This is a genomic window from Arsenophonus sp. aPb, assembly GCF_029873475.1.
Classification (GTDB): Bacteria; Pseudomonadota; Gammaproteobacteria; order Enterobacterales; family Enterobacteriaceae; genus Arsenophonus.
On sequence record NZ_CP123499.1, the window covers coordinates 1,479,225 to 1,492,032 of the forward strand.

Annotated in this window: 10 protein-coding genes, 3 tRNA genes and 1 pseudogene; 6 read left to right on the plus strand and 8 right to left on the minus strand. The window is 38.3% G+C overall.

What is annotated here, in order from left to right:
- Window positions 1-4 precede the first annotated feature (4 nt).
- Entirely contained in the window at window positions 5-907 is a 903-nt protein-coding gene (locus tag QE177_RS06570; protein WP_280552080.1) for a TIGR01212 family radical SAM protein, read from the plus strand.
- Window positions 908-951: 44 nt separating this feature from the next.
- On the opposite strand, the gene QE177_RS06575 is transcribed toward QE177_RS06570, so the two are convergent.
- Window positions 952-1,041 (minus strand) — tRNA-Ser (locus tag QE177_RS06575).
- A 221-nt stretch (window positions 1,042-1,262) separates the two neighbouring features.
- Between QE177_RS06575 and QE177_RS06580 the strand changes: the two genes are divergently transcribed.
- Window positions 1,263-1,811 carry a molecular chaperone gene (locus QE177_RS06580; protein ID WP_280552081.1) on the plus strand — a complete coding sequence of 183 codons (549 nt, stop codon included), beginning with the start codon at window positions 1,263-1,265 and terminating at the stop codon, window positions 1,809-1,811.
- An 84-nt stretch (window positions 1,812-1,895) separates the two neighbouring features.
- On the opposite strand, the gene QE177_RS06585 is transcribed toward QE177_RS06580, so the two are convergent.
- Window positions 1,896-2,456, minus strand: a complete 561-nt coding sequence (locus tag QE177_RS06585; protein WP_280552082.1) for a lipoprotein — start codon at window positions 2,454-2,456, stop codon at window positions 1,896-1,898.
- Between the two features lie 44 nt (window positions 2,457-2,500).
- Window positions 2,501-3,618, minus strand: a pseudogene (mdtH, locus tag QE177_RS06590) (multidrug efflux MFS transporter MdtH).
- Between the two features lie 123 nt (window positions 3,619-3,741).
- Between mdtH and rimJ the strand changes: the two are divergent.
- Both rimJ and murJ read left to right on the plus strand, forming a co-directional pair.
- A complete protein-coding gene (gene rimJ, locus QE177_RS06595) occupies window positions 3,742-4,320 on the plus strand; it encodes a ribosomal protein S5-alanine N-acetyltransferase (protein ID WP_280552083.1) in 579 nt (192 codons plus the stop codon).
- Window positions 4,321-4,462: 142 nt separating this feature from the next.
- Entirely contained in the window at window positions 4,463-5,998 is a 1,536-nt protein-coding gene (gene murJ, locus QE177_RS06600) for a murein biosynthesis integral membrane protein MurJ (protein WP_280552084.1), read from the plus strand.
- Window positions 5,999-6,136: 138 nt separating this feature from the next.
- Here murJ and QE177_RS06605 read toward each other — a convergent pair.
- The 3 genes from QE177_RS06605 to QE177_RS06615 form a co-directional block, all read right to left on the minus strand.
- Window positions 6,137-6,213, minus strand: a tRNA-Val gene (locus QE177_RS06605).
- 25 nt (window positions 6,214-6,238) lie between these two features.
- Window positions 6,239-6,315, minus strand: a tRNA-Val gene (locus tag QE177_RS06610).
- 165 nt (window positions 6,316-6,480) lie between these two features.
- On the minus strand, window positions 6,481-7,854 hold the full coding sequence (locus QE177_RS06615) for an MATE family efflux transporter (protein ID WP_280552085.1): 1,374 nt from the start codon (window positions 7,852-7,854) through the stop codon (window positions 6,481-6,483).
- A 197-nt stretch (window positions 7,855-8,051) separates the two neighbouring features.
- On the opposite strand from QE177_RS06615, the gene QE177_RS06620 reads away from it, so the two are divergent.
- Window positions 8,052-8,663, plus strand: coding sequence for a riboflavin synthase subunit alpha (locus QE177_RS06620; protein WP_280552086.1), 612 nt, complete (start codon window positions 8,052-8,054; stop codon window positions 8,661-8,663).
- 419 nt (window positions 8,664-9,082) lie between these two features.
- Here the strand turns inward: QE177_RS06620 and punC are convergent, their stop codons facing one another.
- Entirely contained in the window at window positions 9,083-10,291 is a 1,209-nt protein-coding gene (gene punC, locus QE177_RS06625) for a purine nucleoside transporter PunC (protein WP_280552087.1), read from the minus strand.
- 120 nt (window positions 10,292-10,411) lie between these two features.
- Between punC and punR the strand changes: the two genes are divergently transcribed.
- Window positions 10,412-11,317, plus strand: coding sequence for a DNA-binding transcriptional activator PunR (punR, locus tag QE177_RS06630; RefSeq protein ID WP_280552088.1), 906 nt, complete (start codon window positions 10,412-10,414; stop codon window positions 11,315-11,317).
- A 19-nt stretch (window positions 11,318-11,336) separates the two neighbouring features.
- On the opposite strand, the gene purR is transcribed toward punR, so the two are convergent.
- The gene (gene purR / locus QE177_RS06635; RefSeq protein WP_280552089.1) at window positions 11,337-12,362 is read right to left on the minus strand and encodes an HTH-type transcriptional repressor PurR; all 1,026 of its coding nucleotides are present in this window, start codon (window positions 12,360-12,362) and stop codon (window positions 11,337-11,339) included.
- Between the last annotated feature and the right edge of the window lie 446 nt (window positions 12,363-12,808).

Below are 12,808 nucleotides of genomic sequence, written 5' to 3' on the forward strand. Positions count from 1 at the left end.
TTTTATGCAGTTAAATGATGTTGTTACTATGTTTGGCGCTGATCTTCAGCGCCGCTACGGTGAAAAAATTCATAAGATCAGTTTGCATGGTGGTTTTAATTGCCCTAATCGGGATGGCTCATTAGGGCGTGGCGGCTGTACCTTTTGTAATGTTGCCTCTTTTTCCGATGAACAACAACAGCAATTTTCCATCCAGCAACAGATCGAGCTAAAAGTAAAAAAAATTCATCGTGCTCAGCGTTATCTGGCTTATTTCCAAGCTTATACCAATACCTATGCTGAAGTTTCTATTCTAAAAGCCTTATATCAACAGGCATTAAATCAGGCTAATATTGTTGGACTTTGTGTTGGTACGCGACCGGATTGTGTTTCGCAACCAGTATTGGATTTATTAGTCGAATATCAGCAGCAAGGATATGAAATCTGGTTGGAACTGGGTTTACAAACCTCCCATGATAAAACCTTAAAAAGAATTAATCGAGGCCACGACTTTGCCTGCTATGAAAAAATTGCTCGAATTGCTAGCAAAAAGGGATTAAATGTTTGTGTCCACTTAATTGTTGGACTGCCAGGGGAAACAGCTAAAGAAAATTTGCAAACTTTATCTCGCGTTATTGATACCGATGCTGATGGTATTAAATTGCATCCCTTACATATTGTTGATGGAAGTATAATGGCAAAAGCTTGGCGAGCAGGACGTTTGTTATCACTTGAATTAACTCAATACGTTGAAATGGCCGGAGAAATGATCCGTCATACGCCAAAAAATATTATTTACCATCGGATCTGCGCCAATGCCCGCAAGCCGACTTTACTTGCGCCAGATTGGTGCGCCAATCGTTGGTTAGGCATGAATGCGTTATATCAATATCTTAGTCGTTATGGCGGTCAGGGATCTGCGGTATAAATGTGTGGTGGGGAATTTAAATAGTTGCAGAAAGACATTTTATATGGCGGTGAGGGAGGGATTCGAACCCTCGATACGTTTTCACGTATACACACTTTCCAGGCGTGCTCCTTCAGCCACTCGGACACCTCACCGGTTATCATGCTAATATAGCGATACTAGCATGACGGGGCGCTACTATAGGAAAAAGCAGACTAACCGTCAATAATATATTGCAACTTTTGCCTCTTTTTGCAGTTAACCAGATAAATAAAGACCAATCTGTTGAAAATATATTCAATATTGCTAGTCAATGTTTTATTGTCCTTACTAAGAAGTAAAATTATTAAATGTATAGCATAAGTTGGAAATAATAATGAATGAATTTTCCGTGATTTGCCGAATATTAGGAACCCTCTTTAATCGTTCGCCAGAGGATCCGGTTACTAAACCTCTATTCGAATTGATTATGCAAGATCAATTGAAATTGTCTTGGCCATTAGAGCAAGATGAATTATTAACGCAATTAGCTGCTAGCAGTCAGGATCTAGCGCTAGTGATTAAAGATTTTAAGCAACTATTTCTTGATCCTAGCTCAGCTATTGCTAATGGTATTAGTCAATATAGTGAAATATCCGCCACGGCAGTTAATGAATTTTTATTAGCAAATGGCATACCGCTATCAGCGGAAAAAACTGATCGTTTTGCGGCTTTGTTATTGGCAGCATCTTGGTTGGAAGATAATGCGCCGCAGGATCCGCTATTGACTCAAATTCAGTTATTTGATCAGTTTATTTTACCTGCCAGCGAATTATTTTTTAGCCAAGTGGAAACCCATGCAGTGAGTGATTTTTATCCTACTTTAGTTATGATAACGCGTGAAGCTTTAGTGGCATTGCGCGAAGAGCTGGTCGATAGCGAGTGACGCTGTCACTTAATATTAAAATCTAACAGGCGAGAATAGAGCGCCTGTTATGCCTTATTGGCAGTTTGATAGTTGCTAATTTGCTCATTCTACTAATGGTATAACTAGCTTACCCGGTTTGACTTCAAGCCCTTTGGCGATTTTTTTGGCTAATGCTTCTGCTTTACTTTTTTCTGGTTGTAATACATAGACAGGATTTTTCTCAAAATAGGCTTTTAAGGAGTTATTAACAATCGGCAGTATTGGGCTAATCGTGCTGGCCATTTTTTCAGGTGTGATTTTGTGATCAGAAATTTCCAACTGTTTTAAATAGATGGCACCGGTTTTTACATCAAAATAGGGCAGTGAAGTGATAGCTAAAGACACTTCGGCCTGTGTTGAACCAAATAGCGTTTCAAGGTTAATTTTGGCTACGCCCATTAAGGTGATTTTATTCGGCTCAGTTCGACCTATTTGAGCAGAAAGATTAGCTAAATCGATACTGGCATCTGCAAGTCCAGCAATGCCTATTTTTTTACTGTAGTGAGTATGTTTGATCAGATAGTTATTAATGGTGTCTTCACTAATACTGAATTCGGTTAATTGATCGCATCCAGCTATCACTCCACATAGTAACAATAGTGCTGCGGTAAAAAAATGCTTCATATTTTATTTTTCTCCTGTAACTTTGATAGCAAGATTGTACACAACTATTCATCGTTATTGATGATAGTTTTGTTTTGCTGCTGATTAAATTGTTGGTACAAAGCCCATAGGGTTAATAATCCTATTATGGTTAATAGATACCAAGGTAGTGCCGGTAAATTCCACTGATATCCGATATCATATAGCCAACCGCCACCGATATAACCTATTGCACCGCCTAAAGCATGGCCTAATCGGCTAAAACCCATATAACTGCCGCGAGCGTGAGGATCTGCCAATGAAGCACTTAATGTTTCACGTGCTGGCTCAGCAGTGATAGTACCCCAGTCATTAACCGTTGCTCGAGGCGAAAATGCTTTTCACTCCAACGGGCGATTGGATAAAGTAAGGTTAAAGAAATAATGGCTTCAATGGCATACATCCATTTAATGGCGGTCGGTGAACCGGTTATTTCATTAACAACAATTGGAAACATTAACATAACTTGCACGAACAAAATAAAATAGCCAGTCAGAGTAAGGATGTATTTTATAAAGCGTTGATCGCGAAAAACTTTACTCATACCGATACGAATCGATGTTCGACTCGTTGAGATACGATAAGCAGGTAACAACCAGGCGTTGGAAATGGCCGCGATAATAAAAATTGTTGTACCCGTCCAACAAACAAACTGAAAATCATACATTAAAAGCCAGCCACCGAGTAGGGCACCGAGAACAGCCCCTGCACTATCTTGCATTAATAATAATGAATAAAAGCGACCTCTTTCATGGGGTTTGGTTAACTTAATGACTAAAGCAGTACGAGGAGGATCAAATAAAGTTCCGCCTAAGGCGGACAGAATGCAGGAGAACCACAAAATCCAGGGAACAGTAGCCATTGCCATTAAAGCGAAACCGACAGCACGTAACAACATGCCTAGCACTATCATTGGCTTAGCACCAAAACGATCGGCTATTGCGCCGCCGAAAATACCTAAACCTTGTTGGAATATTTGTCTAAGGCCAAGGGCAAAACCAACCACTAAGCCAGGCCAACCTAATTGTTCAACAAAGTGAATCGATATTAGTGGAAATACGACAAAAAAACCCAATACGACTAACATATTATCGAGTAAAAGAAAATATTTACCGAGGTTTCGCGCTTTTGTTACTGGAGACATTAAGCACCATTGGGTATCGCATAGTGATATTTTGTAAATATAATACTAGTAGATTAGATATACTTACTATTGTAAAAACAAAATATATTTATATTCATCACAAATATCCTGGAGTTGGCTGCGATGTTTGGATATCGAACCAAAGAGCCTGAATGTTATTTTATTACTGAACGTTTGATCATACGGTTAGCTTGTGAAACTGATGCTAATCGTCTGGTTGATTACTATTGCCGGAACGAAAATTTTTTAAAGCCTTGGGAACCCATTCGGGATAGTAGTTATTATCAGCCTTCAGCCTGGACTAAACGTTTGCATATTATGGCAGAAATGCATCGTAGGAAAAGTGCTTTTCATTTCCTGTTGTTAGATAAGTGTGAAACTAAAGTTATCGGAGTGATTAATTTTAGCAATGTTATTAGAGGGGCTTTTCAGGCTTGTTATCTTGGTTATTCAATGTGTGAAATATGGCAAGGAAAGGGATTAATGTATGAAGCATTAATACCGACGATCAATTTTATGCAATATCAGCAGCAGATGCATAGAATTATGGCAAATTATATGCCACATAACCATCGCAGTGGTAATTTACTGAAAAGGATAGGTTTCAAACCAGAGGGATATGCGAAAGCTTATTTAAAAATTAATGGTGAATGGCGTGATCATATTTTAATGTCACTAATTAGCAAAAATAACCAGGAATAATTTTGCTAAATAAAACCAGCATAATAATGATCGATTTTTTTTGCTAGTTTAGTAAAAATAGTTATTTTAATTCATGGTCATGCTTACAGGTCGCTGATACACTTTATCAATCTATTATGGTCATCATTAATAAAGATATTGCATGAATCTACTAAAATCGTTAGCAGCGATAAGCTCTATGACTATGTTTTCCCGAATATTAGGTTTTATTCGTGATGCGATTATCGCCCGTTTTTTTGGTGCTGGTATGGCGACAGACGCTTTTTTTGTTGCTTTTAGATTGCCGAATCTTTTGCGCCGAATTTTTGCTGAAGGCGCATTTTCTCAAGCATTTGTTCCTCTCTTAGCAGAATATAAAAATCAGCAAGGTGATGAGGCTACTCGCACTTTTATTGCTTATGTCTCCGGTTTATTGACCGTGATTTTGGCCATTGTTACATTGGCAGGGATATTAGCGGCCCCTTGGATTATTTATATTACCGCACCTGGTTTTACCGATACACCGGATAAATTTGATTTAACCGTTCGTTTATTGAGAATCACTTTTCCATATATTTTATTGATCTCTTTAGTTTCGTTGGGAGGGGCTATCTTAAATACTTGGAACCGTTTTTCTGTTCCTGCTTTTGCCCCTACCTTACTTAATATCAGTATGATTATGTCAGTACTGTTGTTAGCACCATATTGTAAACCACCTATTATAGCGTTAGCGTGGGGGGTTTTTGCTGGTGGTATTTTACAGTTGTTGTATCAATTACCTTATTTAAAAAAAATAGGTATGTTAGTTTTACCGCGTATCTCTTTGCGTAATAGCGGTGTGTGGCGAGTAATGAAGTTAATGGCGCCAGCGATTATTGGTGTTTCAGTAAGCCAAATTTCGTTAATTATTAATACTATTTTTGCTTCATTTTTACAATCAGGTTCTGTGTCGTGGATGTATTATGCAGACCGATTAATGGAACTTCCTACCGGTGTTTTAGGGGTAGCACTGGGTACTATTCTATTACCTTCTTTGGCGAAAAGTTTCTCCACTGGTGATCACAAAGAATATCAGCGTTTAATGGACTGGGGGTTACGGCTTTGCTTTTTATTAGCACTACCTTGCGCTATTGCATTGGCTATTTTAGCTCAGCCATTAACGGTGTCACTTTTTCAGTATGGCAATTTTACCGGCTATGATGCGGTAATGACTCAGCGGGCCTTAATTGCCTACTGTGTCGGTTTAATGGGGTTAATTATCGTTAAAGTATTAGCACCTGGGTTTTATTCGAGACAAGATATTAAAACACCGGTCAAAATTGCCATTATTACCTTAATTTTGACACAATTAATGAATCTTGCCTTTATTGGCCCGCTAAAACATGCTGGCTTGGCCTTATCAATCGGTTTAGCGGCATGTTTTAATGCTTTGATGCTTTATTGGCAATTACGCCGCCAGGCAATTTTTATCCCATTAGCTGGCTGGGGGAAATTCTTGTTCAAATTAGTTGCCGCTTTAATGGTTATGGTCGCGGTATTATTGCTGGTATTAAATTTTATGCCGGCCTGGGAGCAGGGAAATATGTTGATACGGATTATGCGGTTATTATTGGTGGTTTTTGCCGGTGCAATAAGTTATTTTGCGGCATTATTTGTTTTTGGTTTTCGTTTGCGAGACTTTTCACAGCGAGCTATTTAGTTAATTAAGCGATAAATAGTCTTGGTTAAGTGATCATGAGTAGGGTGAAAAAGCGTTAAGGCGCTTTTTTATTGTCCATCAAAACTGGTAAACTCACTGGCTTTACAATCTAAAGAGGGTATTGGCAACAAATAGATTTGGTGCGTCCGAGTGGACTCGAACCACCGACCCCCACCATGTCAAGGTGGTGCTCTAACCAACTGAGCTACGGACGCACAAGATAAATATATCGCTAACAATTGGTGCGTCCGAGTGGACTCGAACCACCGACCCCCACCATGTCAAGGTGGTGCTCTAACCAACTGAGCTACGGACGCAATAAGAATTGCTATGGCGACAATGTGGAAACGAATATTAACGGGCAGTTTCCATTCTGGCAAGGGAAAAAATACAATTTTACGTCTAACTGCTCGTATTTAATGCTATTTAGCATAAAAGAACAATTTTCATTGTTTATACCTTTTGCCCGTTTGACAAAAAAGTTATCGAGTTGAATGCTGTAATACAAACTCGTCTGGTTGGCGTTGAAGCCATAATATGCGAGAAAGTATCATGATAGCTGATGCCGTTAAGCCAATAATAAAACCGATCCAGAAACCTCTAGGCCCCAGATGTGGCACAATAAAGTCAGTTAAACCAAGTAGATAACCTATTGGTAGACCGAGCAACCAGTAAGCAATGAAAGTGATAAAGAAAATCGAACGGGTATCTTTATAGCCGCGTAATATACCGGCGCCAATTACCTGAATGGCATCGGAAATCTGATAAATTGCAGCGAATAACATTAATTGTGACGCCAAAAGCACCACTTCTGGATTGCGATTATACATTAATGCGATCTGCTCTCTAAGTGACACTGTCACAAGTGCGGTGCAGCAAGCTACTGTTAAACCGACCATAATACTAGCATAGGCTGATGTTTTTGCGTTTTCAGTTGAAGAACTGCCTAAATTATATCCGACGCGAATGGTTGCTGCTATACCTAGAGAAATAGGAAACATAAACATTAACGAACTAAAATTTAATGCTACTTGATGTCCTGCGACAGCGATAATACCTAATGGCGCGACCAGTAATGCGACAATAGCAAAAAGTGTCACTTCGAAGAAATAAGCAAGACCAATAGGTAATCCTAACGCAAACAGATGTTTTAATAACGAAAAGTCAGGTAAAGCAAATTGTTTATTAGCACGGATATCTCGTTGCGAAGGGGTATGGCGGATATACCAACGCATAAAAAAGAACATTGCCCAATATACCGAGGCAGTGGCTACACCACAACCGACACCACCAAGCGCCGGAGCACCAAAATGACCATAGATAAAAATATAGTTGATTGGTATGTTAATAAATAAACCAAGAAAACCAATGAACATGCCGGGTTTTGTTTTAGATAATCCATCGCACTGACTACGTAAAACTTGATAAAAAAGATAGCCTGGTGCTCCCCACATAATGGCATGTAAAAACCGCACCGCTTTATTTGCCAGTTCATGATCAATATTAGGCATATTATTTATAATATGATGGGCGTTATAAATAACACCAATGACCAAAAGTGATAAAAAGAAAGCTAGCCATAAACCTTGTTGTATATGATTACCAATAACTTGACGTCGGCCTGAACCATTTAATTGCGCTACCACCGGAGTTAAAGCCATCAATAAGCCGTGGCCAAACAAAATAGCAGGTAACCAGATAGAGGTTCCTACCGCAACTGCAGACATATCTGTTTCACTGACTTTGCCCGCCATTACTGTATCGACAAAACCCATCGCGGTTTGTGAGAATTGAGCAAGAATAATCGGAATACCCAATGCTAATAGGCTTTGTGCCTCTTTAAAATATTTATTCACCCACCATACCTTATAAAAAATGAACAGATGCTGGAAAAGGAATTGATTCCTTAAAAAATTACTTATTGTATCGATTTGGTAAAGTTATCGCTATAAATAGATAGAAAGCTACCATATTTATTGTTTCTTGAGTGCTTATCTAGCATAAGTGGCGTAGAATGATGACTAATTTGTTATTAAAGTTGGGAACTCAATATATGTTTACAGGCATTGTGAAAGGAAAAGGAACATTAATTGCGGTGGAAGATAGCGTTAATTTTCGTACTTATACTGTCCAATTTCCTAGTGAATTACTCGCTGGTTTAGAAACAGGCGCCTCTGTGGCTAATAATGGCTGTTGTTTAACGGTAACTCATATTAATGGGGATAAAGTGAGTTTTGATTTAATGAAGGAGACTCTGCGACTGACAAACTTAGGCAGTTTAAAACTAGGCGATATGATTAATTTAGAGAGATCAGCAAAATATGGTGATGAAATTGGTGGCCATGTTATGTCGGGTCATATTATTACTACCGCCGAAGTAGCTAAGATTTTTAAAGCTGAAAATAATCTCCAAATTTGGTTTTATGTGCATGATAAACAATTAATGAAATATATTCTGCATAAGGGATTTATTGGTATTGATGGAATCAGCTTAACAGTCGGGGATGTGGTTAATAATCGTTTTTGTGTCCATCTGATCCCAGAAACCATTGCGCGTACCACAATTGCACAAAGGCGTCTGGGAGAAAAAGTTAATATCGAAATTGATGCTCATACTCAAGCGGTAGTCGATACTGTTGAGCGGGTGATGGCTCAAAAAATATAATCATAAAGCATGTTGTCATATCATTTTAATTAGGTTAGATGACTGCTAAAAGAAGAAATGGAATCTGTTAAACAGTAGGCGACAGTTTCTTCTTATTATTAGAACAAGGTTAATGCCAAAAATGGTTTTCTGAGTCTAATTTACTTATTTGTGGCTAAGCTTTATCTGCAAATAAACGCTTTGATAAATATAAAATAGCCTTACTAAAAAATGCGTTGTTATTAGCAAGACTCGCCTATATAGAAATACAGGTTCATTAGCCAAATTAATGTAATGAAATATTTATAAAACGTTTGCCACTCTATGGCCACTTGGCAGGTAAAACGAGTGACAAGACGCTTATTAAAAAGTGAGGACTTAATAGGGTTAGTTATTCAACGTCAAAAATTTTATCATCGTTTGTTTAAATATTTTTCTTACTATTCGATGGTTTCCGTTGCGATTTTGTCTGAGTTTTTACTTTTTTGCAGCCAGTAACCTATTAGCAGTGGAATAATGGTAGAAATCATAACCGTGCTAGTTGCTAGCAGAGGATTAGCAATTAAACTAGATACGGCCAGACTTGCCGCAAAACATAAACCTAGCTGGAGAGTATTTTGTAACGCGGCAGCTTTACCACTGACTTTAGGAAAAACACTTAATGCATTTGATACTACAATAGGATAGCAAGCACCATTCATCGCAGCCATACAACAGAAAGGCAGTAACAGAGTAAATAAAGTAGGTTGTGAAAAAATAGCAAGAGCAAAGATAATCAATACACTTAGTGCATAACCGATAAGAATAATTGGCAGTAAGATTTGGTTTTTTATTTTGGCTATTAAATAACGTCCACCATAGCCACCGAACATAAAAGCGATGGTTTGAGGTACGTAACTGATGCCAATATCCTGCGGATTATATCCCATTTCAGTTAAAATAAATGGTGAGCCTGTCAGCCAGGCAAAAAATCCGGCACTACAAGCGGCATAAATTAATACATTACCACTAAAAACGGCAGAACGTAGGAAGGTGATAAAAGAGGTAGTGGATTTTATTTCCTGTGTTTTTTCTAAACGTTTTTTTTCCTGTAATAAAAGGGTGGCCAGAAAAAGCAATATTCCGATGATAGCTAAACTAAAAAATATCATTTGCCAGCTATTACTAGCCAGGATCCAGGCACCTAATAGGGGTGCTAATGCGGGCGAAAGTGCAACTAAAGGCATGATGGTAGCAAATACCCGTTTAGCATATAGGCCACTAAAACGATCGATTACCAAAGCTTGCCAAATGACCGCTGTTGAACATACTCCAATACCTTGAATAAATCGCAAAATAAGTAATTGTGTACCAGTAGTGATGCAGAGTGTTGCTAGACAGCTAAAAATAAATAGCGCCAACCCAATTAATAAAACGGGTTTTCTACCAATACGATCGGAAAGCGGCCCCCAACTAAGTTGAGCGAAGGCAAAACCACATAAAAATAGACTAAGACTTGCACTAATAGTATTTGCTGAGGTGTTGAGTTGCTGTTGCATTATACTAAAAGCTGGTAAGTACATATCAATGGCCAAAAAACCGAGCATACTTAAGCCAGCAAGATAAAGCATAAAGCCAAAATTATGTTTATTGGGGTTATTTTTATTCATGTTGGTATCAATAAATTAAATAATATCAAATATCGCTTTCTATTGTATAAGAGATGAATTTTTGTTGTGAAGCGTTATTATTTGCATATTGTTATCAAATATTTTGACAGGTAAGAGGCTATGTGGTCAGAGTATTCCCTTGAAGTGATTGATGCCGTTGAAAGAACGGGTAGTTTTAGTGCCGCAGCCGCAGAGTTACATAGAGTCCCCTCTGCGGTAAGTTATACCGTAAAACAATTGGAAGAGTGGCTAGCTGTTCCTTTGTTTGAACGGCGTTATCGTGATGTTGTACTTACTGATGCTGGTAAATTTTTCGTTAAAAATGCGCGCAATATTATTAAGACAATGCGTGAAACACGCCATCAATGTCAACAGATTGCCAATGGTTGGCATGGACAATTTAGTATTGCTATTGATAGGGTTGTTAAGCCCGAAAGAATATTGCAATTAATATTAGATTTTTATCGCCACTTTTCTGATATTGAACTTTTTATTCAGCAGGAAGTTTATAATGGGGTATGGGAGGCGTTGGTCGATGGGCGAGTAGATATTGCTATTGGTGCCACTCGCGCGTCCCCGATTGGTGATAGATATAGTTTTCGTGATATGGGCTTTATGCCCTGGTCATGTGTTGTCAGCATAAATCATCCTTTAGCACAAATAAACGGTCTAATTAGCGATCAACAATTACGTCAGTATCCAAGTTTATGTTTAGAAGATACCTCTCGCTACTTGCCAAAGCGAGAAACTTGGGCATTAGATAATCAAAAACGGCTTATTGTGCCAGACTGGGAATGTGGTTTAGCTTGCTTAAAAAATGGGTTATGTTTAGGATTTGCGCCTAAACATCGGGTAGAACAACTTTGCCGCAAAAATGAATTAAAAACCCTGCAGATTAAGCAACCCTTACCTGATAGTCCCTGTTGTGTTATATGGAATGAAGAAAAACGTTCTTCGACCTTGAGTTGGTTACTGGATTATTTAGGTAATAGCGAAACGCTCAATGCCGAGTGGCTGGCTCATTGATGAAGTTTAAATCTATCGATTATCTGCGGTAGTCAATAAACGGACCATCGACAACCGAACGGCGTTCAATAAGCTCAGGATGTATTTCAATAGTTTGCGCATTTTTGCGTTTATTAATAATACGATCCAGCAGCATAGTAAAAGCCATTTGACCTAAACGCTCTTTAGGTTGATGAATGGTGGTTAGTGCTGGCGTAAAAAAACGTGCATTGCGAACATTGTCATAGCCAATAATAGAGATATCTTGTGGGACCCGAATGCCTAATTCATTCGCTGCACAGATAGCCCCCATCGCCATAATATCACCGCCACAAAAAATAGCGGTCGGTCTTTGTTGATGATTTAAAATTTGTTTCATCGCGTCGTAGCCGGAAGTTGGCTCGAAATCACCCTCAACAATCCATTTATCCAGTGGCTGGATGTTAGCTTCCTTCATGGCATTGAGAAAACCTTGCCGCCGGCCACTGCCAGTATTGCGTTTTAATGGCCCAGAGATAATACCTAAATCACGATGCCCGCGTTCAATCAGATAACGCCCGGCAAGATAGCCGCCATAAACCGCATTATCAATGATGACATCGGTAAAATCACCATGAGCTTGCCCCCAATCCATTACAACCATTGGAATATTACGGTATTCCTCTAACATTCGGAGTAGTTGTTTTGGATATTCTGAGCACATTACCAGTAAACCATCAACCCGTTTTTGCGCTAACATTTGTAAATAGGCTTGTTGTTTGTTTAGATTGTTATGTGAATTGCACAGGATTAATGTATATCCTTGACTATAACAGTTGTTTTCTACTGACTCGATGACCTCTGCAAAATAAGGAGCTTCATTAGATGTAGCCAGTAACCCAATGGATTTAGTATGGTTAACTTTCAAACTACGAGCAACGGCACTAGGAGAATAATTAAGAGTTTTAATGGCTGCCCAAACAATCGTTTTTGTCTCTTTGGCAACAAAACGGGTGTTATTAATTACATGAGATACGGTGGTAGTTGAAACACCCGCCAACTTTGCCACATCCTTAATTGTTGCCATGTTAAAAAGACTCCTGAACCATTGCCAATTCCATTGCTATTATTTAAAAACGACTATCATTAAACTATAAAAATAAGCAACTGATAATTAAGTTATCAGCAAACTGTTCATTTTGTCTGATTTGTTATAAAAACAAAAGTGTTAATCAATATTTCCTTGATGATATAATAAAAAATAGTTTTTATTGTTGTATGATGTTATGAAATTAAATGATTTTTCATTAGCTAATTTATGGATAAAGCTGTGAGAATAGTGAGGTGAAGTTATGGATACCGATTTTAAGTATGGTTTATGTACTGCGATTGTTGCATTATTAATGATCGTATCATTTGTTTCTTTTATTTTCTGACCATTATGTTGGCTTTAACCGTCTACTTTATCCCTACAACGATAATGATTTTTGGCTTAACCAGCATACTATAATCAGCAGGCTGCGTTATTGGCAG